General features: G+C 47.8%; 21 protein-coding genes. 11 read left to right on the top strand and 10 right to left on the bottom strand.

Annotation, left to right across the window (positions count from 1 at the left end):
• Both ABD980_RS03530 and ligA read left to right on the top strand, forming a co-directional pair.
• Nucleotides 1-1,032: a cell division protein ZipA C-terminal FtsZ-binding domain-containing protein gene (locus tag ABD980_RS03530; protein WP_345369616.1), complete on the top strand. Its 1,032-nt coding sequence runs from the start codon at nt 1-3 to the stop codon at nt 1,030-1,032.
• The gene (ligA, locus tag ABD980_RS03525) at nt 1,029-3,101 is read left to right on the top strand and encodes an NAD-dependent DNA ligase LigA (protein WP_345369614.1); all 2,073 of its coding nucleotides are present in this window, start codon (nt 1,029-1,031) and stop codon (nt 3,099-3,101) included. The genes ABD980_RS03530 and ligA overlap by 4 nt, the downstream gene beginning before the upstream one ends.
• A 61-nt stretch (nt 3,102-3,162) precedes the next feature.
• On the opposite strand, the gene ABD980_RS03520 is transcribed toward ligA, so the two are convergent.
• From ABD980_RS03520 to msrB, 4 genes are read right to left on the bottom strand one after another with little or no spacing between them, the layout of a single operon-like run.
• Complete coding sequence (locus tag ABD980_RS03520; protein ID WP_260649850.1) at nt 3,163-3,939, bottom strand: peptidylprolyl isomerase; 777 nt, start codon at nt 3,937-3,939, stop codon at nt 3,163-3,165.
• A gap of 13 nt (nt 3,940-3,952) precedes the next feature.
• The gene (locus tag ABD980_RS03515; protein WP_300648836.1) at nt 3,953-4,210 is read right to left on the bottom strand and encodes a BolA family protein; all 258 of its coding nucleotides are present in this window, start codon (nt 4,208-4,210) and stop codon (nt 3,953-3,955) included.
• A gap of 14 nt (nt 4,211-4,224) precedes the next feature.
• The gene (locus ABD980_RS03510) at nt 4,225-4,773 is read right to left on the bottom strand and encodes a septation protein A (RefSeq protein WP_260649848.1); all 549 of its coding nucleotides are present in this window, start codon (nt 4,771-4,773) and stop codon (nt 4,225-4,227) included.
• On the bottom strand, nt 4,770-5,162 hold the full coding sequence (gene msrB / locus ABD980_RS03505) for a peptide-methionine (R)-S-oxide reductase MsrB (RefSeq protein WP_260649975.1): 393 nt from the start codon (nt 5,160-5,162) through the stop codon (nt 4,770-4,772). Before msrB ends, ABD980_RS03510 begins: the two co-directional genes overlap by 4 nt.
• Before the next feature lie 292 nt (nt 5,163-5,454).
• Here msrB and ABD980_RS03500 point away from each other — a divergent pair, with 292 nt between their 5' ends.
• The 4 genes from ABD980_RS03500 to ABD980_RS03485 all read left to right on the top strand — a co-directional run bounded on the left by ABD980_RS03500 (nt 5,455) and on the right by ABD980_RS03485 (nt 10,345).
• Nucleotides 5,455-6,624: an ABC transporter substrate-binding protein gene (locus tag ABD980_RS03500; RefSeq protein ID WP_300648839.1), complete on the top strand. Its 1,170-nt coding sequence runs from the start codon at nt 5,455-5,457 to the stop codon at nt 6,622-6,624.
• A gap of 97 nt (nt 6,625-6,721) precedes the next feature.
• The gene (locus tag ABD980_RS03495) at nt 6,722-7,759 is read left to right on the top strand and encodes a branched-chain amino acid ABC transporter permease (protein WP_300648841.1); all 1,038 of its coding nucleotides are present in this window, start codon (nt 6,722-6,724) and stop codon (nt 7,757-7,759) included.
• Nucleotides 7,760-7,763: 4 nt separating this feature from the next.
• The gene (locus ABD980_RS03490) at nt 7,764-9,599 is read left to right on the top strand and encodes a branched-chain amino acid ABC transporter ATP-binding protein/permease (protein ID WP_345369610.1); all 1,836 of its coding nucleotides are present in this window, start codon (nt 7,764-7,766) and stop codon (nt 9,597-9,599) included.
• Nucleotides 9,599-10,345 carry an ABC transporter ATP-binding protein gene (locus ABD980_RS03485; RefSeq protein ID WP_345369663.1) on the top strand — a complete coding sequence of 249 codons (747 nt, stop codon included), beginning with the start codon at nt 9,599-9,601 and terminating at the stop codon, nt 10,343-10,345. Before ABD980_RS03490 ends, ABD980_RS03485 begins: the two co-directional genes overlap by 1 nt.
• 51 nt (nt 10,346-10,396) lie before the next feature.
• Here the strand turns inward: ABD980_RS03485 and ABD980_RS03480 are convergent, their stop codons facing one another.
• The 5 genes from ABD980_RS03480 to fdxA all read right to left on the bottom strand — a co-directional run bounded on the left by ABD980_RS03480 (nt 10,397) and on the right by fdxA (nt 14,059).
• Nucleotides 10,397-11,083 (bottom strand): ATP-binding cassette domain-containing protein, encoded by a 687-nt coding sequence (locus ABD980_RS03480; protein WP_345369608.1) that lies wholly within the window; start codon nt 11,081-11,083, stop codon nt 10,397-10,399.
• Nucleotides 11,084-11,175: 92 nt separating this feature from the next.
• On the bottom strand, nt 11,176-11,811 hold the full coding sequence (nth, locus tag ABD980_RS03475) for an endonuclease III (RefSeq protein WP_345369606.1): 636 nt from the start codon (nt 11,809-11,811) through the stop codon (nt 11,176-11,178).
• A 12-nt stretch (nt 11,812-11,823) separates the two neighbouring features.
• Entirely contained in the window at nt 11,824-12,450 is a 627-nt protein-coding gene (locus tag ABD980_RS03470; protein ID WP_345369604.1) for an RnfABCDGE type electron transport complex subunit B, read from the bottom strand.
• 36 nt (nt 12,451-12,486) lie between these two features.
• Nucleotides 12,487-13,707 carry a polyhydroxyalkanoate depolymerase gene (locus ABD980_RS03465; RefSeq protein WP_345369602.1) on the bottom strand — a complete coding sequence of 407 codons (1,221 nt, stop codon included), beginning with the start codon at nt 13,705-13,707 and terminating at the stop codon, nt 12,487-12,489.
• Nucleotides 13,708-13,735: 28 nt separating this feature from the next.
• Complete coding sequence (gene fdxA / locus ABD980_RS03460) at nt 13,736-14,059, bottom strand: ferredoxin FdxA (RefSeq protein ID WP_260649840.1); 324 nt, start codon at nt 14,057-14,059, stop codon at nt 13,736-13,738.
• 279 nt (nt 14,060-14,338) lie between these two features.
• Here fdxA and pncB point away from each other — a divergent pair, with 279 nt between their 5' ends.
• Nucleotides 14,339-15,526, top strand: coding sequence for a nicotinate phosphoribosyltransferase (gene pncB, locus ABD980_RS03455; RefSeq protein ID WP_260649839.1), 1,188 nt, complete (start codon nt 14,339-14,341; stop codon nt 15,524-15,526).
• A gap of 4 nt (nt 15,527-15,530) precedes the next feature.
• Here pncB and ABD980_RS03450 read toward each other — a convergent pair whose 3' ends face one another.
• The gene (locus tag ABD980_RS03450) at nt 15,531-16,055 is read right to left on the bottom strand and encodes a flavodoxin family protein (RefSeq protein ID WP_345369598.1); all 525 of its coding nucleotides are present in this window, start codon (nt 16,053-16,055) and stop codon (nt 15,531-15,533) included.
• A gap of 74 nt (nt 16,056-16,129) precedes the next feature.
• Here ABD980_RS03450 and ABD980_RS03445 point away from each other — a divergent pair, with 74 nt between their 5' ends.
• From ABD980_RS03445 to accD, 4 genes are all read left to right on the top strand, one after another.
• Nucleotides 16,130-18,340 (top strand): RelA/SpoT family protein, encoded by a 2,211-nt coding sequence (locus ABD980_RS03445; RefSeq protein ID WP_345369596.1) that lies wholly within the window; start codon nt 16,130-16,132, stop codon nt 18,338-18,340.
• A 106-nt stretch (nt 18,341-18,446) separates the two neighbouring features.
• Nucleotides 18,447-19,646, top strand: coding sequence for a tryptophan synthase subunit beta (gene trpB, locus ABD980_RS03440; protein WP_260649835.1), 1,200 nt, complete (start codon nt 18,447-18,449; stop codon nt 19,644-19,646).
• A 16-nt stretch (nt 19,647-19,662) separates the two neighbouring features.
• Nucleotides 19,663-20,487: a tryptophan synthase subunit alpha gene (trpA, locus tag ABD980_RS03435; RefSeq protein WP_260649834.1), complete on the top strand. Its 825-nt coding sequence runs from the start codon at nt 19,663-19,665 to the stop codon at nt 20,485-20,487.
• A gap of 90 nt (nt 20,488-20,577) precedes the next feature.
• A complete protein-coding gene (gene accD, locus ABD980_RS03430) occupies nt 20,578-21,453 on the top strand; it encodes an acetyl-CoA carboxylase, carboxyltransferase subunit beta (protein WP_345369593.1) in 876 nt (291 codons plus the stop codon).
• Nucleotides 21,454-21,462: the final 9 nt, after the last annotated feature.

Here is a 21,462-nt window from a genome sequence, read left to right as displayed (position 1 = left end):
ATGAGTGATTTGCAAATAGGGTTGGTGGCGCTGGGGGCGGTACTGATTTTGCTGGTCGTAGTGTTCAACTGGTGGCAAGATCGACGTATCCGCCGCAAAATGCAGGGGAAATTTCCCGAAGTACCTGCTGATCCACTGATGGCACAGCTAGAAGCGGATAAGGAGCGGCGTGAGCCAACGGTACGTATAGCGGAAACATTAGCCGAGGATAAAGCGGAACCGGCTATTCCGGCCGAAGAGATAGATCCCACTACAGAAGCTGTGATCGATGTGCATTTTCCCCAGCCCGTGCCAGGGGGTGAGCTCATCGATTTGTTGCGGGCTTATTTACGTGTGGATACGAAGCCCGTACGACTATTTGCTACAGCGGTTAATGGTGAGCATCATGCTTACCCTCATGATCAAGAAGCCTATACTTCGATACAGCTGGTTGTTTTATTGGCGAACCGTCGTGGTCCTCTTACGGATATTGATTGGTCTCGGTTATGGATGGCGGCCCAAAATTTAGCTCAACAGCTAGATGGCACAGTAGATGGGCCGGAGCAGGCTGAAGTCGTGGCACAAGCACAGCAGTTAGATCAGCTGTGTGCGAGCCTAGATGCTCAGGTGGGTTTAAGTTTGCGCTTGGCAGAGCCCACCCCTACGGAAACCGTGCGCCAAGTTGTAGTGAGTGCTGGTTTTATGGAGTATGGCCAGCAACTGGCATGGTTAGCAAGCTCAGGCTTGCCGCGTTTTACCTTATTGTTTAATGGTAAGCCTGCTTTAGCTATGTTGTCAGCTTCGGTTGAGCGTTTGGATTTTCTATTGGACTTACCAAATAGTCCTAAAGATGAGCAGGCTTTCAGTCGTATGGCGACAGTAGGGCGGGATTTGGCAGCTCGTTTAGGTGGTGAGCTGGTCGATGATCAGGGACAGCTGTTAACGGATCATTTTGATGATGAAATTGATCAACAGCTTTATCAAATGTATGAACAAATTGAGCAAGCTGGTTTTTATGCCGGCGAGCCACGTACACAGCGGGTTTTTGCGTGAAGCAGCGTTTAGAAGCATTAAAAAAAGAACTGCATTATCATAACTATCGGTACTATGTGTTGGATGACCCGCTCATTGCGGATGCGCAATATGACGCTTTGTTGCGTGAGCTCCAGCAACTGGAAGCGGAGCATCCGGAGTGGGTGACAGCCGATTCGCCTACACAGCGTGTAGGGGCTACACCTTCTAGCGCTTTTAGCCCTGTTGCTCATGCGGTACCCATGTTGTCATTAGGGAATGCTTTTGCTGAGGACGAGTTAATCGCCTTTGATAAGCGGGTTACAGACAGTCTAAAACAGCAGGGGTTATTAAAAGCCACCGAATCCTTATCCTATAACGCAGAATATAAATTTGATGGTTTAGCGGTTAGCTTGCGTTATGAAAAGGGTGTGCTTGTGCGAGCTGCTACACGAGGTGATGGCTATACCGGTGAGGATATTACGGCTAATGTACGTACGATTAAATCCATTCCTTTGCAGTTGCAAGGGGAGCCCAGCACTTGGCCTTTGGTGCTAGAGGTACGTGGCGAGGTCTTAATGCACCATGCGGATTTTATCGTATTAAACCAGCAGCAGCACCAGCGAGGGGAAAAACCTTTTGCTAATCCACGCAATGCGGCAGCGGGCAGCTTGCGCCAACTTGATCCGAAAATCACAGCACAACGCCCTTTGCGCTTTTATGCTTATGGCTGGGGGGCGATAGAAATGCCATCGGGAACTCAAGCGGATCTGTTTGCTGGGGACACGGACCAAGCTGAGCCTTTTTCGACCCAGTCTGACATGTTAGATTGGCTGCAGCAGTTTGGTTTCCCTGTGGATTCGCATCGAGCGGTGTTACAGGGGGTGCAGGCTTTAATGGATTTTTATCAACGAACCATGGCCGAGCGCGAAGCCTTACCGTATGAAATTGATGGCGTGGTGTATAAGGTAAACCATTTAGCCTGGCAGCGCGCTTTAGGCTTTGTGGCACGAGCCCCGCGCTTTGCAATTGCGCATAAATTTCCAGCTCAGGAAACCACGACGAAGCTACTCGCTATCGAGGTACAAGTTGGGAGAACGGGTGCCATAACACCGGTTGCTCGCTTAGAGCCAGTCGAAGTAGGCGGGGTTACTGTTACCAATGCGACCTTGCATAATGAAGACGAGATTCGACGTAAGGATGTGCGTATCGGTGATACCGTAATTGTACGTCGTGCTGGGGATGTGATTCCCGAGGTAGTGGCTCCGGTATTAGATTTACGGCCAGCGCATACACAGCAGTTTGTGTTCCCTACAGAATGCCCCGTCTGCGGTTCTGCGATTGAGCGCCCCGAAGACGAGGCCATTGCTCGTTGTACGGGGGGGCTGGTCTGTGCGGCGCAACGTAAGCAGAGCTTGGAGCATGCGGCCAGTCGTAAGGCGCTGGATATCGAAGGCCTCGGCACTAAGCTCATAGAGCAACTGGTCGATAGTGGTCGTGTGAAAAACCTAGCAGATTTATTTACTTTACAAACCCTGGAGCTGGCGGCTTATCCGCGTATGGGGGCGAAGTCGGCTGCAAATGTGGTTCAGGCGATTGCTGCGGCTAAAACCCCGCCTTTAGCGCGTTTGATTTATGCATTGGGAATTCGGCATGTTGGTGAAGCCACAGCCAAAGCGCTGGCTGAGCATTTTGGAACACTCTCGCATCTTATGCAGGCAACGCAAGAGCAACTGCTACAGGTTAATGATGTAGGGCCGGTTGTGGCGGCATCTATTGCTCATTTTTTTGCCGAACCGCATAACATTCAGGTCCTAGAGCAGCTACAACAGGTTGGGGTACAGCCTCAGTCTCCGGCACAGACAGCAGTGACGACTGCTAGTGCGATTGCCGGTAAAACCTTTGTATTAACGGGAACTTTGCCTAACTGGACACGTGACGAGGCCAAAGCACAAATTGAAGCAGCTGGTGGTAAAGTCACAGGTTCTGTTTCAAAAAAGACGGATTATGTGGTGGCAGGAGCAGAAGCAGGATCGAAGCTAACGCGCGCCGAGCAGTTAGGTATTACGATTTTAGACGAAGCGGGCTTGCAGCAGCTACTGGTCTCTTGATATATGCTCTGTAAGTAAAAAAAGCCCCAACGGGTAAACTGGTTGGGGCTTTTTTGTGGGTTTAATTGATTTTTGCTTTTTTCATCAACGACTCTTGGTACTCGGTCAATTGTTTTTGACGGAGCATCTCCTCGAGTTGTGGTTTGACTTCTTCAAAGCTAGGGAAGCTCATATCACGCACATCGTTGACTTGGATAATGTGCCAACCAAACTGAGATTGAACGGGAGCGGCGCTGAGCTCGCCTTTTTTCTGCTTTTCTACTGCTTGTGCAAATTCGGCCACATAGATGGTATTAGGTGCCCACCCAAGGTCTCCGCCCTGAGCGCCGCTACCGGAATCAATGGATTTTTGTTTGGCGGCGTCGGCAAAGCTGATTTTTTTCGCTTTAATATCGGCTAATAGCTGTTTGGCTTCGGCTTCGTCTTCGACCAGAATATGGCTTACTTTATATTCCTTTTTGCCAGCCTCGGCCTTTTTTAGCTGTTCGTATTCGTCTTTTAGGGCTTTGTCACTTAAGGGGTTTTTTTCAATATAGTCGTTGAGTAAAGCACGCACTAAAATCCCTTGGCGAGCGAGCTCTAGTTCTTGGGCGACTTCAGATTTTTTGTTGAGACCAAGTTTTTCTGCTTCTTGAACAGCGACAAGGCGAATGGTCATTTCTTCTTTAACCTGATTGCGTAGCTCTGGGCTGTCTTGCGCCCCTTGTTTGACAAGTAGGCTAACGAACTCGTCCAGTTGTTGTTGGGTAATGGCTTGGCCATTGACGGTAGCGACGTTCTGAGCAGCCAACGGTGCAGCTAACGCACAGCTTAGGGTTAGTACAGCAAGTCTTTTCATGAAAAATCCTTTTTTATTTCAGTTCGATAGCAAGAGCATGGATAGGGTGAGGGATTAGGTCTTGGACATGCTCGTAAATCAGGCGGTGTTTGGCCAAGGTTGTGAGCCCCTCAAATTGGTCAGAAGCAATAATTAAGCGAAAATGGCTTGCCCCGTCTTTAGCGCCGGCGTGCCCAGCGTGCAAGTGAGATTCATCGATAATTTCAAAATGGGTTGGGTTTAGCGCTTGTAAGCGTTCAGTAACTAAGCGAATGCGATCTAAAGTAGACATAGTCGTTGTGAATTTTACTGGTCAGAGGTGTCTTTAAGGTATTTACCTAACCACAAGGATTGTAAAATAACAAAAATAATCAAAAGCACTAAAGAGCCAAACACCTTAAAGCTCACCCATTGGGATTCGGTAAAATACCCCGAAAAAGCAATGAATAGATTTAATGCACCTGATAGGATAAAAAAACCAGCCCAGCTGTAATTTAGTTTATTCCAAGCAGCCTCTGGCAAAACCAGCTGTTCTCCCATTAGCTTACGCATGAGATTGCGGCCCAAAAAAAGCTGGCTACCTAATAAAATCCCAGCAAATAGCCAGTAAAGCACAGTAGGTTTCCATTTAATAAATGCATCGTTTTGGAAAAATAGCGTTGCTGAGCCAAAGACCACAATCACCCCTAAGTTGATCCAGTGTGTGGTTTCGATGATTTTTTTTCGGATTTTTAGCCAGAGAATTTGGCCTACAGATGCGACCATAGCCACAGCGGTAGCGGTATAAATGTCAAAATAGCGGAACGCAATAAAAAATAAAACGAGAGGGAAAAGGTCAAAAAACAGTTTTTTCATGCGGGTTCAAATTGAAGAGCAACTGAGTTAATACAGTAACGCAAACCAGTAGGAGCTGGGCCGTCAGGGAAAACGTGCCCCAAGTGTGCATCACAGATATTACATAGAATTTCGGTGCGCACCATACCATGACTGTAGTCGGCTTCTTCGCGTACATTATCTGGGTTAAGGGGAGCAAAATAACTGGGCCAGCCACAACCAGCATCAAATTTAGTATCTGAGGCAAACAATGGGGTTTGACAGCATACGCAACGATAAATTCCCTTTTCGTTGTGATCGTTATATTTACCACTAAAAGGGCGTTCAGTCCCGCTTTGGCGCGTGACGTAAAAAGCCTCGGGGCTGAGCTGTGCTTGCCATTCTGCTAAGGTTTTTTGCACTTTTTTCATCATAGGGAGCCATCAAAAATGGAGAAACTAACAGTGTAGCCTTGTTCGCGATCAACGCAAATAGTTAGAAAACCTAAAAACAGGGTAAGCCCTAAAAGACGAGTAGGTACGTAATTTTAGATAATAGCCCCCTTTACCTTGCGGAATTCATTTAGGCTTCGGCAATTTAAGGTTAATACCTATATGGTTTTTACCTTCAATTTGATACGTTTACGCTGTATCTGTTGTAAAAAATGTATAACAAATGAGCTGTTTTAACACTGCAGCTCAACCCTTCTTTCGGAGACAAACTATGCAGCTATCCCCTTCTTTAAAGCGTACGGTTTTAGCTGGAGCGCTGGCTTTGACGTTGCCGATGAGCGTACTGGCCCAGATCAAAGTCGGCGTCACTGTTGCTTCTACCGGTCCTGCTGCTTCACTAGGTATCCCTGAGCGTAACACAGTGGCGTTATTGCCCACTGAAATCGCCGGACAAAAAGTGGAGTACTTGGTGTTGGATGATGCCACGGATACCACAGTTGCTGTACGTAATATGCGTAAATTAATCACCGAAGACAAAGTCGATGTGGTGATTGGCACCTCTGTGACCCCAGGCTCTTTGGCCATGGTGGACGTGGCCGGTGAGACTAAAACTCCTATGATCAGTGTGGCAGCGAACGCACGCATTGTAGAGCCTGTCGAAGGGGCGCGCGAGTGGGTATTTAAAACCCCTCAAAATGATCAGTTGATGGCTGCGGCTTTAGCTGACGCTATGGAAAAGCAAGGTGTTAAAACACTGGGCTTTATTGGTTTTAATGATGCGTATGGGGATGGCTGGTTAGATGTAATGAAAGCAGCTGCTGAAGCCAAAGGCATCAAAATGGTAGCAACAGAGCGCTATAGCCGTAGTGATACCTCTGTTACCGGCCAAGTATTGAAACTGACCTCGGCTAATCCAGATGGCATTTTAATTGCTGGCGCTGGAACACCGGTCGCTTTGCCACAGGGCGAATTAAAGAACCGTGGTTATAAAGGCATTATTTATCAAACACACGGGGCCGCAAATAACGACGTACTACGTGTGTGTGGAAAGGACTGTGAGGGCATGTTCTTACCGGCTGGACCCTTGCTCGTAGCGGATCAGCTGCCCGATGACAACCCAGTTAAAGCCTCGGCATTGGAATATAAAAACCTCTACGAGGCTAAGTATGGCGAAGGCTCTATCAATACCTTCGGTGGTCATATGTGGGATGCCGCCCTTCTAGTGCAAGATGCGATTCCTCGCGCTTTAGAAACCGGCGCTAAACCAGGTACCCCCGAATTCCGTGCGGCCATGCGTGATGCCATTGAGCAGACCAAGGACTTACCTGCCTCTCAAGGTGTATTTACGATGTCTGATAAGGATCATGCGGGGATGGATGAGCGTGCTCGTGTGATTGTTAAGGTCGAAAACGGTAAATGGACCTACCAACCTGACCTGTAATGATAAGAACGAACGGGGCGATGCCTAGCTCGCCCCTCTAACTGCTGGTTGATAAGGTGGCTAGCCTTTCTTTTTATGTTGTGGTGGTAGATCCGATATGGATTCAACAATTGTTTTGATTCTGTTGCAGGACGGCTTGCTAAACGGGGCGATTTATGCCTTGTTGGGCCTAGCATTAGTGCTGATTTTTGCCGTAACGCGCGTTATTTTTATTCCTCAGGGCGAGTTTGTCACTTTTGGTGCGCTAACACTGGCTTTCTTGGTCAATGGTCGTGTACCGGGGACATTGTATTTACTGCTCATTGCGGGGAGCTTGGTTTTTCTTTTAGAGTGTGTCTCCGCTATACGTAATAAGCTATATGCTGGATTATGGCGCACGGCGTTATGGGCCTTAGTGTTGCCGATCGCCCTTTACTTAATGTTGCCCTTAGTCATGCATCAAGATACCCCTCTATGGGTCAGTGTTTTGTTTTCCATGGCATTGGTCGTACCGTTAGGGCCTATGATTTATCGCTTGGTTTACCAACGGGTAGCCGAAGCCAGTGTATTGGTGCTACTGATTACTTCTGTAGCGGTGCATTTTGCTTTGACCGGCTTGGGTTTGGTTTTCTTTGGAGCAGAAGGCTGGCGTACTCCTCCCTTTATGACGGGGCAGGTTAATTTGTTAGGCATGGCCTGGTCTGCACAAACACTCTTTGTCCTAGTGGCCGCTGCTGTATTGATTGGCGCACTGTGGTTGTTTTTTGGGGGCACGCTATATGGGCGAGCGTTACGCGCTACAGCGGTGAATCGTCGTGGTGCGCGCTTAGTGGGGATTAGTACCATCATGTCTGGGCGTATTACGTTTACGCTGGCTGCGGCGATCGGTACCTTATCCGGGATGCTAATTGCTCCTGTTACCACTATCTATTATGACACTGGGTTTTTAATCGGGCTTAAAGGTTTTGTGGCGGCGATTGTAGGTGGTCTCGCTAGCTATCCCTTAACTGCGGCTGGAGCGATTTTTGTCGGGATTTTAGAAGCCTTTTCCTCTTTCTGGGCAAGCTCTTACAAAGAGGTCATTGTGTTTACATTGATTATTCCCGTATTGCTGTGGCGCTCTTTTGGCGCACGTCATATTGATGATGAGGATTAAGGACATGAATCGCTTGCTTTTAGTTGTTGTGGTGGGCGGGTTGGCCTTATTGCCACAGCTGCATGTAGTACCTGAGTTTTGGATTACGCAGTTAAATTACATTGGGCTCAGTAGTCTTGTAGTGCTGGGTCTGGTGTTACTTACTGGGGTGGGGGGCTTAACTTCTTTTGGGCAGGCCGCATTTGTGGGTATTGGTGCGTATACCACCGCATGGTTAACCACGCGATTGGGTTGGTCACCATGGCTGACGCTATTTATGGCGTTGGCGTTAACCTTTATTTTTTCGTCTTTAATCGGCGCGATCACCCTACGTTTGTCCGGACACTACTTGCCCTTAGGGACGATTGCTTGGTCGCTATCCTTGTATTACTTGTTTGGTAATCTCGGGTTTTTAGGCCAGCATGATGGGATTTCTGGTATTGCACCTTTGTCAATTTTTGGCATTTCTCTAGGGATAGGGCGCAATATGTATTATCTCATTTGGCTATTTGTTTTAGGTAGCCTATGGCTGACATATAACCTATTGCACTCACGCCCTGGTCGCGCTATTCGTGCTTTAAAAAACGGTAGCAGCATGGCGGAGTCTTTTGGCGTCAATATGGCTAACTACAAAGTGATTATCTTTGTGTATGCCGCTCTATTAGCTTGTGTGTCGGGTTGGTTGTATGCACACTTGCAGCGTGCAGTGAGCCCAAGTCCTTTTGGTTTGAACTACAGCATTGAATACTTATTTATGGCTGTGGTTGGTGGCGCTGGTAGCGTGTGGGGGGCGGTAGTGGGATCGGCGTTAATTTTAACGTTAAAAGATCAGCTGCAGAATTTGCTTCCCCGTATTTTTGATACCAATGCGAACTTTGAGCTCATTGTATTTGGTCTATTAATGATCTTTATCTTGCAATATGCAGGCAATGGGATTTGGCCATTATTGGAGCGGATGTGGACGGCCGTAACAGGGGGGGAAAAACAACGACGAATGGAACCTCCAGCTCAGGCGGCGACCTTAGAGCAACGTCCTCGCCCTGAAAAAGGCAGCTTAGTTTTAGAACTAGACAAAGCGCGCAAAGAGTTTGGTGGTTTGGTCGCGGTAAATGACATCAGTTTTAAGCTGCATGCAGGTGAAATCATGGGTTTAATTGGGCCTAACGGTGCAGGTAAATCCACGACCTTTAACCTAATTACTGGGGTATTGCCTTTAACAAGCGGTGATATTCGCTTCCAAGGTCAGCGGATTGATAATTTACGTGCTCGAGATATTGCCCGTCTTGGTATTGGGCGTACGTTCCAGCATGTACAGCTGATTCCTACCATGACGGTATTAGAAAACGTAGCCTTAGGGGCGCATTTACGTCGTGATGTGGGGGTGGTTTCTGCGGCTTTGCATACAGATCGTCGCAGCGAAGCGGAACTGCTGCACGAGGCCGCTGTACAGTTAGAGCGCGTAGGCTTAGGCGACTATCTCTATGAGGAGGCCGGAAACTTAGCGCTTGGACAACAGCGCATTTTAGAGATTGCTCGTGCTTTGGCCGCTGACCCTGTGTTGTTGCTTCTTGATGAGCCCGCCGCTGGCTTGCGCTATAAAGAAAAGCAAGAACTAGCACAGGTGCTAAACCAGCTCAGTGCCGAAGGCATGAGTATTTTGCTGGTTGAGCATGATATGGATTTTGTGATGAACTTGACGGATCACTTGGTGGTGATGGATTTTGGTACCAAGCTAGCCGAAGGTAAGCCCGCAGAGATTCAACAAAACCCAGCGGTGTTACAAGCCTATTTGGGCGGTATTGATGATGATTTTGATGAAGACGAGTTGGCGGGTGTAGCCCCCACAAAGGAGGCGGTATGATGGAGCCACTTTTAGCCGTAAAAAACTTACATGCCCAATATGGCAAAGTGAGCGCATTAAATAATGCCAATATCGAGGTCAAGCCCGGTAGCATTGTTACCGTCATTGGTGGGAATGGGGCGGGGAAATCAACCATGCTTAACGCCATCATGGGTAATTTGCCCGCTACGGGTCGTAGTGATGGCGAGGTGATCTATGATCGGCGCTCGGTCAGTAGCTGGCAGGTGGAGCGTCGTGTGGCCGAGGGTTTATGCTTGGTCCCTGAAAGCCGTGAGCTTTTTGCGAGCATGTCTGTTGAGGACAACCTATTATTAGGTGGCTTTAGATTGTATCGACAGCGTGTAAGCGGCTGGCGCGACACCATGGACGAGGTTTATGAGTTGTTTCCACGTTTAAAAGAGCGTCGACAGCAACAGGCAGGAACCTTATCGGGGGGGGAGCGTCAAATGCTTGCGGTTGGGCGTGCGTTGATGTCCAGACCTAAGGTTTTGATGCTTGATGAGCCCAGCCTAGGCTTGGCCCCGCGTGTGGTGCGTGAGATCTTTTTAATTATTGCGCGTTTACGTCGTACGGGTGTGTCTATTTTATTGGTAGAGCAAAATGCCCGAGCGGCTTTACAGGTAGCCGATTATGGTTATGTGTTAGAAACTGGGGAAATCATTTTAGAGGGTGCTGCGGCGGACTTAAGTGACAACCCCCGCGTGATTGAAAGTTATCTAGGTCTAGGCAATAAAGACCAAGATTAAATGGCTTTCTTTGTTATGTTGTAGCACGGTGCTTAGCGCGCCGTGCTTTTTTTACGCTGAAATAGGCGGGGTTTGGTGATGGACTTGCGCCAACTGAGCGGTGGCGTTTTGAATGTAATACATTTTGTCGGCCACGGTAGCTGCAAAGGGGCGATTTGACTCATTTAAAATGAGGGTATAGCCACGTTGTTTGAGTTGTTGTAGTAGCGTCATGGCGAGAGGGTGAATGGCAGGGCAAAAATCATGGTACAAGTCATGGAGCACAATAATATCTACGCCGGTGCGCAGTAGGCGTGCCAAAGCCAGCAACTGCTGTTCACCTGGACTCAGTTGCGTGCAGGGTGCATCCTTGTGCTGTTTGAGTGTGGGAAATAGTTCGTAGATCTCGGCTAAGGACAAGCCCCCTCCTAAGCTATGATCGGCTAGGGGAAGTAGTAGGTTTTCTTCGCAACTTAACCCAAAAATCAACCCATTTTCTTTAGAGGATAGTGCCATGCCTAGATGGGGCACATGCTGAGCAGACAGATGGATGGCTTCGGTTTGATGAATACGAATAGAGCCTGTGCGGTTGGGGTTATGACCTAAAAGACTATCCAATAAAGAGAGCTGGCTTTGTTTGCAGTTTGAAACCAAAGCGATAAGCTCCCCTTGTTTGGCGCATAAATTTAAATTTTGAATAATAGGGGTCTGATGATGCCAAGCGTGCAGATCACGGATTTCTAGCGCGGTTTTACCCATAACCATTTCCTTAAAAAGGATTAGAGGCTGTATATGGCGACATTATGCAGCGCAACAAATAAAACAGCTATGGGGGTTTGTCTTAGCTGGGGTTAGCGCGTAGTTTTCTCTTTATATTCGCATAGATCTGCTATACCGCACTCAGGGCATTTAGGTTTGCGTGCTACACAGACATAACGACCATGTAATATAAGCCAGTGGTGCGCATCGAGTAAAAACTCTTTTGGCACTAGTCGCATTAACTTGTCCTCTACTTCGCGCACATTTTTGCCTTTGGCTATGCCGGTGCGATTAGAAACACGAAAAATATGGGTGTCCACAGCCATAGCGTATTGCCCAAAAGCAGTATTAAGAACCACGTTTGCAGTTTTACGCCCTACGCCGGGTAGCGATTCTAGCTCCTCGCGTGTATTGGGAACCTCGCCATTGTAGTGCTCAAGTAAAATTTCACAGGTACGAATGACATTTTTTGCTTTGGTTTTATAAAGCCCTATACTTTTAATGCACTCAGTCAGGCCCTCTAAGCCTAATTCTAAAATACCTTCTGGTGTGCCGTGAGTGGGGAAAAAACGCCGCGTAGCGATGTTCACGGATACATCAGTGGCTTGAGCAGAAAGAATCACCGCGATCAGCAGCTGAAAAGTGGTTTCATATTCCAGCTCTGTGGTCGGGTGAGGGTTAGCTGCTTGAAAGCGTTTAAAAATTTCTGTACGGATTTCGCGATTCATAATTAAGCCGTATTAAGAAGATTGGCGCCGTGCACGAGCTTTGGCGAGCACATCGGCCAAAGTGGCTTTTTTATAGCTTTCTGATTCGGCCAAGGGACTGATTTTTGGTTTGTTAGCTAGAACTTTGGCGGCCACTTGGATCGTTTCGCCATGCTTCTGTTGTAAGCGTTGTTGACGCTGCTGAAAATGAGCACGTGCTTGTTGTGCGCGGGTGCTATCCCAGACACGTTCTGTAGGAACCATATGAATGCAGTCTACGGGGCAAGGAGCAACGCAAAGATCACAGCCCGTGCAGCGGTCGGTAATTACTGTGTGCATGAGCTTATTGGCACCGATAATAGCATCTACAGGACAGGCCTGAATGCAGAGGGTACATCCAATACAATGTGCTTCGTCAATGATAGCAACCGTAGGCTGGGTAAAGCTACCACATTCAGGATCTAAGTCTTGAATGGGTTGCTGGGTGAGTTGAGCTAATGCCTGAATGCCTTCGGGCCCACCTGGCGGGCAACGGTTAATGGCTTCATTATCTAAGGCGATAGCTTGGGCGTAAGGCAAACAGGCATCATAGCCGCAACGAGTGCATTGTGTTTGCGGCAGTATGGCATCAATGCGTTGAATGAGTTCAGAGCTGTCCATAAATAAAAAAGGGGGGCGTTGCCCCCTTGGTATGGTTTAGGCGTGTTGGTAAATAAAGTCTTTGACCAAAGGGTAAATTTGATTGCGCCAACGGCGACCAGAAAAAATCCCGTAGTGGCCACTACCTAAGGCGATATGATGCTGTTTTTTGTCTTCAGCAAGATTCGCACATAAATGATGTGCTGCGCGGGTTTGATTTAGGCCTGATATATCATCAAGCTCCCCTTCGATAGTAAAAAGAGCCGTTTTTGTGATGGCGGCGGGATTTACCAGTTCACCGTCTATCTCCCAGGTGCCTTTTGGTAGAGCGTGCTCTTGGAAGACGATTTTAATGGTGTCTAAGTAGAATTCTGCCGGCATATCAAGGACGGCATTATATTCATCATAGAAACGTCGGTGAGCCTCCGCGTTGTCATCTTGTCCTTTTACTAAATGATTATAAAACTCATAGTGTGAGGACATATGGCGGTCAGGGTTCATCGCGACAAAGCCAATGTATTGTAAAAAGCCCGGATAAACACGACGACCTGAGCCTGGATAGCGAGCGGGGACACGGTGAATTAAGTTATTTTCAAACCAGCTATATGGTTTAGTGGTGGCTAGACGATTGACTTGAGTAGGAGATTCTCGTGTGTCAATAGGGCCTCCCATTAAAACTAAGCTCTTAGGGATATAAGGGTTCTGACGGGCAGACATCAACGATACCGCCGCCAATACCGGCACAGTAGGCTGGCACACAGCAACTACGTGGACATCCTTACCTAAAAACTCAAGAAACTGCTCTACATAACGCACATAGTCATTAAGATGAAAAGGGCCAGCGGATAAGGGCACCATGCGTGCATCTATCCAGTCAGTAATATAAACATTGTGATCTATGAGCATGCTACGTACGGTGTCTCGTAGCAGGGTTGCATGGTGACCAGAGAGTGGCGCCACAATTAAAACCGTTGGTTCTTTAGTGGTTAGGTTTTTACGTTCAAAGTGCACCAGATTACAAAAAGGTAACGAGTGTGCGACCCGGGTTTGAATTTCGATGGTTTTGCCATCTTTTTCAATGGAGTGGATATCCCACTGGGGTTTTTCATATTCTTTTCCCAAACGGTGCAATAGCTCGTAGCCTGCCGCCAATTGTTTGGAAACGGGCGTGTAGGCCCATGGGCTATAAGGATGGGTAAAAAGCTGTGCACTGGAGCCGGAAAAAGCGGCCAGTGGTGCAAGAAACGAACGTTGGAGCTCGTGTATGTCATACAGCATGGTTGCGCCCTTGTATAGAAGAAAGAGGTTAGCGCTCTAAGTATTGCAATTTATCTGCTACCCCATTCCAATCGTCCGCATCAGGTAAGGGGTCTTTAGAACGATTAATCATGCCAAATATTGGGGTAAGCTCGGCATTAAGCTCGATGAAATGAACCTGGTCTGCAGGGACATCTTCTTCGGCAAAAATGGCATTGGCTGGGCACTCGGGAATACAGACCGCACAGTCGATACACTCATCGGGGTCGATAACGAGAAAATTTGGCCCTTCGCGAAAGCAGTCAACCGGGCAAACATCCACGCAATCAGTAAATTTACATTTAATACAGTTTTCGGTGACGACGTGTGTCATGAGAGGCTCCAGCGTAATTCAATACAAAACGATAACAAGAGAAATAGAAAGTAGCATACATTAAACAGGCAAGGCTATGGCCAGTTTAAAAGGATGCCAAAGAGGGCTATTTTAGCCAAAATACAGAGGGATACGAAATAAAGGCAATAAGATTAGAGTGTTAATCTCGTCACATGTTCCCTATATCTGACGAGTTTACTGCTATTCAGGTAAGGTGGATAAAACAACATATAATAAAAGCTACCGGATAGGGTAGTCATTTTTTGGACTGGCAGCGCAATGATCATTACTTCTTTACTTGATACTGACCTTTATAAATTTTCTATGATGCAAGTGGTGCTGCATCACTTTCCTGCTGCGCAGGTGCAATATCGTTACCAATGCCGCACACCAAATATTGACTTGCATCCTTACATCGATGAAATCCGCGACGAGGTCAAAGCGCTTTGTCAGTTGCGGTTTACAGAAGACGAGCTCAACTATTTGCGTCAGCTTCGTTTTATCAAAAGTGATTTTGTGGACTTTTTGGGGTTGTTCCATTTACCGGAGCGTTGTATCTCCATCGAGTATGGCGATAAGCCCGGAGAGCTTGCAATCGAGGTTGAAGGTCCTTGGCTACATACTATTTTATTTGAAATCCCCGTTCTGGCCATTATTAACGAGGTCTATTTTCGTAACACGCAGCCTGAGCCGGACTGGGCAGAAGGGCGTCGTCGTCTTCAAGAGAAAATGCGTTGGGTTACTGAAGACCCCGAGCTAACGGATTTTAAAGTGGCGGAATATGGTACACGCCGTCGTTTCTCCAAAAAATGGCATAACGAAGTGGTCGTCACCATGAAAGAGCAAATGGGTAATCACTTTGCGGGCACAAGTAATGTCTGGCTAGCAAAACAACACGAAGTACTGCCTTTAGGGACGATGGCACATGAATATTTACAAGCCTGCCAAGCGCTGGGGCCTCGCTTACGCGACTCCCAAGTTTTTGCGTTTGAGACGTGGGCTAAAGAATACCGAGGGGATTTGGGCATTGCTTTATCTGATGTCTATGGCTTAGATGCCTTTTTAGCCGATTTTGATATGTATTTTTGCAAGTTATTTGATGGAGCAAGACATGACTCGGGAGACCCCTTTGTTTGGGGGGAACGTCTCTTAGCTCATTACCAGCAAAATCGCGTCGACCCCCGTACAAAAACGTTAATTTTTTCCGATGGTTTGACGATCCCTAAAGCGATAGAGCTGGCAAAGCATTTTGCGGGTCGCTGCAAGGTATCTTTTGGCATTGGCACGAATCTTACCAATGACTTGGGCTACGAGCCTTTACAAGTGGTGATGAAGATGGTGCGTTGTAATGGGCAACCGGTAGCTAAGGTCTCCGACACACCAGGAAAAACCATGTGTGATGACCCAGCGTACTTGGCTTATTTGCGTCAGGTCTTTCATCTGCCTGAGCATGTTGAATCGGAATAATCGCCTAGTCCAGCGCTAAGGTTAGTTGGGCTGCTAGCACGCCTCCTAGCTCCTCAGCTTGATGTAGCTGTTCTGGTGAGAGTTGTTTAGGCGCCCAAATGCTTTCTGCGGTATCCGCACCGGTCAATACAATAAGTGGTGCTTGTACAAGCTGGAGCCGCCAACCTGTGCAAATACGTTGGACTTGCTTGGCGGCACCTTGGCCATCTGTACCAGCGCTAATAATCGTGCCATATGGCCGGCCGTTGATCTGGTTTAAAAGCGCATAATAATGCCGATCAAAAAACGCTTTCATTTCTCCGCTAAGACTAGCTAGGTTTTCTGGAGCACAGAACAAAAAAGCATCGGCAGCGAGCAGCTGAGGTGCTGTGGCTTGCTCAGCCGGAATACAATTTACACCAATACGAGTATGGCTTTGTAATTGCTCTAAGGCCTTTTTCGCACCCTGATGCGCAGAAAAGGCCAGTTGTTTGCTGGCAGTAGTGCGAGAATGCCATACAATAAGTAAGTTTGCAGTAGTATCCAGCATATTGATATGTGCTTTGGTAATTACCTGCTAGGTAGTATAACTGTTGTACCGATTTCTTTTTCTATAGCGCTGTTATGTCTAGTTTTATTCCTGCTCAACCTCAATCAGCAATGACGACGCAAAGCCCGTTTACAGCGGACTGGCTCGCGCGTATGAGCGCTGATCTGCCACGCTCTCAACAAGAGAAATTAGCCTTGGCAGTGCGTCATGTAGAGCCGTTGATCCATGGGTTAACTACCCCAGCAGGAGAGCCTTTGGATTCGCATTCTGCAGCTGTCTTAGAAATATTGCAAAATCTGAACGCGGATGCTTCAACGCGAATTTGTGCTTTATTGGCTGTGCTAGATCAAAAAGATCAGGTTAAGCACGAGGAGCTAAAAAAAGAATTTGGTGATCAGGTAGCCACCATGGTGGGGGGAGCGCGAGCTCTCTATCATATTGGGGCGCTTGCAGCTAAGGCCCATGATCAAGCCGCTACGGGCACAGATCAAAAAGAAATGAAGCGTAAAATGCTTTTAGCGATGGCTGTTGATTTGCGCATTGTCCTTGTCCGGCTAGCCTCGCGGTTGCAGTCGTTGCGCTGGTTTGTGCACAGTAAAACGGTATGTCCTTATGACTATGCTAAAGAAACCATGGAGCTATATACGCCACTAGCAAATCGGCTTGGGATTTGGCAGCTAAAGTGGGAAATGGAGGATCTGGCTTTTCGTTTTTTGCAGCCGGATACTTATAAAAAAATTGCGAAACAGCTAGAGGAAAAGCGTGCGGAGCGAGAGGCTTTTATTGCGCATATCGTAGAGCGTTTAATACAAGCCTTAAGTGAAATTGGAGTAGATGCCCAGGTCAATGGCAGGCCTAAACACATCTATAGCATTTATAACAAAATGCGCAATAAAAACCTGCGTTTTGATCAGTTGTATGATATTCGAGCTCTACGCGTTATTGTAAAAGACGAGCGCAGCTGCTATAGCACCTTGGCGTTGATTCATGCAATGTGGACACCTGTAGCCAACGAGTTTGATGATTATATTTCTCGCCCAAAACCCAATGGTTATCGCTCATTGCATACTGTCGTGGCGGATGACCAAGGGCGCACCTTTGAGATTCAAATACGTACCGAGGAAATGCACCACTATGCCGAGTTTGGTATGGCGGCACATTGGCATTATAAAGAATCTGGTGCTAAGGGCGGGCAAACCAAAGTCTCCGAAGAGGAACAAAAAATAGCATGGATGCGTCAGTTACTGGCTTGGGACCATGAGGAATCCCAGGCGCAAGCGGATCATCCAGAGAGCACACCAGAGCATATTTATGTTTTAACACCGCAAGCACGGGTGATTGAGCTACCTTATGGAGCGACGCCGGTCGACTTTGCTTATTATTTACATACGGATTTAGGGCATCGTTGCCGGGGCGCTAAAGTAGACGGGCAAATGGTGCCACTGCTGACTAAGCTAAAGACAGGCCAAACTGTAGAGATCATTACGACAAAATCAGGTGGGCCGTCGCGTGATTGGTTAAATCCCCAGCTTGGCTTTTTAGCAAGCCCGCGCTCTCGCGCCAAGGTACGAGCCTGGTTTAATGCGGTTGAGCTACAGCAGCGGATTAGCCAAGGCCAAACTATGGTAGAAAAAGAGCTGCAGCGCATTGGTCGAACTGCGGTCAACCTGGAGCAGCTTGCACAGAAATTAGGTTTTGCTCGAGCCGATGATTTGTATATCGCAGTAGCTAAAGATGAATTTAGCTTGCGCCAAATCGAAAACAGCTTTAAAGCTCCTGTTGCCACCGAGACTGAGCCCCAAACAAAGGTGTTTGATGCTAACCGGAGTAGCGTTACGCGCACGGGTCGTAGTGGTGTGCTGGTGGTAGGTGTAGACTCACTAATGACACAACTAGCGCGTTGTTGTCGTCCTGCTCCACCGGATGGTATTAGTGGCTATATTACTAAAGGGCGTGGGGTCTCTATTCATCGTAGTGATTGCAAATCCTATGCTGGGCTAATCGCTGCTCAACCTGAGCGCGCGATTGAGGTGGATTGGGGAGATACGGGCGAAGCGTTATATCCTATTGATTTATTAATCATCGCTTCAGAGCGACCTAACTTGTTGCGTGATATCTCCGAAGTTTTTGCACGATTACGTGTTAATGTAGTGGGAGTGAATACCCAAAGTCGGCGTTCTTTAACCCAAATCGTTTTCACCATCGAGGTGCAGCACGGTGATCAAATCCAACGTACCATTAGCGCTCTTCAGGAAATTCCTGGTGTGCAAGCGCAACGCTGTTGATAGGTGCTAATTCTAATTCGCCTCCACTCGTGCTTTGCCCTGAAACTGGTAAAATGCTTTTTTTACACGATCGTCGTGACATGATTACATACAGAGAGTAATAGCCTTGACAACCTATAACTACCCCGATCAACAAGGCCATTTTGGGCCGTTTGGTGGATCTTTTGTAGCGGAAACCCTTGTTCATGCCTTGGACGAATTACGGGCTGCTTACGACAAATATCGTAATGATCCGGATTTTCTTCAAGAGTTTCATTATGAGCTAAAGCATTTTGTAGGTCGCCCATCTCCTATCTATCATGCTAAGCGATGGTCGGAAAAACTCGGGGGCGCGCAGATTTGGTTTAAACGCGAAGACCTAAACCATACGGGGGCACACAAGGTCAATAATTGCATCGGACAGATCTTATTAGCGAAACGTATGGGTAAACCCCGTATTATTGCTGAAACCGGTGCTGGCCAGCATGGTGTTGCCACGGCAACGGTTGCCGCTCGCTATGGTATGCAGTGTGTGGTTTATATGGGCAGCGAGGACGTAAAAAGACAGGCCTCGAATGTCTATCGTATGAAACTGTTAGGGGCCGAAGTCATACCGGTTTCCTCTGGTTCGCGTACCCTTAAAGATGCGCTGAATGAAGCCATGCGTGACTGGGTGACGAATATTGAAAACACGTTTTATATTATTGGTACCGTGGCGGGTCCACACCCTTATCCAGCTATGGTGCGAGATTTTCAGTCCGTTATTGGTAACGAGTGTTTGGAGCAAATGCCGGCTGAAATCGGTCGGCAGCCTGACTATATTGTGGCAGCCGTTGGGGGCGGCTCAAATGCTATGGGCATTTTCTACCCTTACTTAGATCAAGCGGATGTCAAGCTGATCGGGGTCGAAGCAGGCGGCGAAGGGCTGACCACTTTAAAACACTCTGCTTCTTTGAATGCGGGGCAGGTAGGGGTGTTACACGGTAACCGTACATACGTACTACAGGACGAGGCCGGTCAGGTTCAGGCCACGCATTCCATATCTGCTGGGTTGGATTATCCCGGTGTTGGTCCCGAACATGCTTGGTTAAAAGATTCACATCGTGCGCAATATGAAATCATTAACGATGATGAAGCACTACAAGCATTCCACGATTGTTGTCGTATCGAAGGAATCATGCCTGCCTTAGAGTCGTCACATGCGATTGCACAAGCCGTTAAGATGGCTCCTTCCTTGCCAAAAGATAAGGTGATTTTGGTGAACCTGTCAGGGCGTGGCGATAAAGATATGCATACTGTAGCCGAGTATAGTGGTATTAGCCTTTAACTTATGGGTGTTTTTTATGTCAAATCAATCCAATCCACGCTTAAAGGCTGTGTTTGAGCGCCTAAACGGGCGTGCGGCTTTAATTCCTTATATTACGACTGGTGACCCGGCTGTTGAGGCGACCGTGCCTTTGATGCATGCTTTGGTTCAAGCCGGAGCCGATGTGATCGAGCTTGGGGTGCCCTTTTCTGATCCGATGGCAGATGGTCCAGTGATCCAGCGGGCGGCAGAGCGTGCCGTTGCTCGTGGCGTCTCGTTGAGAACGGTTTTAGATATCGTTAAAAGCTTTCGTGAAGACGATAGCACGACGCCGGTGGTGTTGATGGGATATGCGAACCCAATCGAAGCCATGGGGCAACAGGAGTTTGTGCAAGCTGCGGCCCAAGCAGGGGTAGATGGGGTTTTAACCGTAGATTACCCGCCTGAGGAGTGCGAGTCATTTGCACAGGATTTATCCTCTCATCATATCGACCCTATCTTTTTGTTAGCACCTACGTCTACAGATCAACGTATCCAACGTATTGCTGACATCGCTCGTGGTTATGTTTATTATGTGTCCTTAAAAGGTGTGACCGGCTCGTCCTCATTAGATGTCGAGGACGTCACAAAGCAACTACAGCGTATTCGTCAATATGTCACAATTCCCGTAGGGGTTGGTTTTGGTATTCGTGATGCCCAAAGCGCAAAGCAGGTCGGGCAGCATGCGGATGCCGTGGTGATAGGTAGCAAGCTGATCGAAACCATGGAAAATCATGTGAATGAGCACGACGGTGATATTCCGGGTGCTATTCAAGCAGCGGCGGACTGGTTGGCTACGGTACACCAAGCCCTAACGGATTAGTTTTCTTTTTAATCATAATTAGGTGCTTATGATCAGCACCTAATTCTTTACGGTCTAACCTGATTTAGATCAGATGAACAGGATTACCCAATGAGCTGGATCCAAAAATTATTGCCTCCTCGAATTAACCGCAATCATGGTGCGAGCAAACGTGTGCCTGAAGGGTTATGGGTTAAATGCCCGTCATGTGAGTCGGTGCTATATAAAGAGGACCTACAAAATACGTTAAATGTTTGTCCTAAGTGTAATCACCATTTACGTCTTAAAGCCCGTGCGCGTATTGATGCGTTATTAGACGCTGATCACCGTGTTGAAATTGGTGCGGCGATTCGTCCGCTGGACCCACTTAAGTTCCGTGATACAAAAAAATACCCAGACCGGGTAGCGCAAGCTGTAAAAGATACGGGCGAATCCGAGGCGATGGTGGTCATGGCAGGTACGATTTTATCGATGCCAGCCGTGGTAGCTTGCTTTGAGTTTGAGTTCATGGGTGGTTCCATGGGTTCTGTAGTGGGAGAGCGTTTTGTACGAGGAGTACAAGAAGCGATTCGCACACGCTCGGCATTTATTTGTGTGGCGGCCTCGGGTGGTGCGCGCATGCAGGAAAGTTTGTTTTCTCTGATGCAAATGGCAAAAACCAATGCCATGTTGGTCCAGTTAGCCGAGGCAGGTTTACCATTTATTAGTGTATTAACTGATCCCACAATGGGTGGTGTGTCAGCAAGCTTTGCGTTTATGGGCGATGTGGTCATTGCTGAGCCCAATGCGCTGATTGGTTTTGCTGGGCCACGTGTGATTGAGCAAACAGTACGAGAAAAATTACCAGAAGGCTTCCAACGAGCGGAGTTTCTGCTCGAAAAAGGCGCCATTGATATGGTGGTGGATCGCCGTGAGATGCGCCAAGAGTTGGCTGCTTTGATGGCGATTTTAATGCGCCAGCCGGCAGAGGCTGTGCAGCCGCGCTAAAGCTACCAG

It is taken from the genome of Paenalcaligenes hermetiae (assembly GCF_039543645.1).
In the GTDB taxonomy this organism is placed as follows: domain Bacteria; phylum Pseudomonadota; class Gammaproteobacteria; order Burkholderiales; family Burkholderiaceae_B; genus Paenalcaligenes; species Paenalcaligenes hermetiae.
The sequence above is the reverse complement of the archived record's forward strand: the minus strand, read 5'-3'. Positions and strand labels throughout refer to the sequence as shown.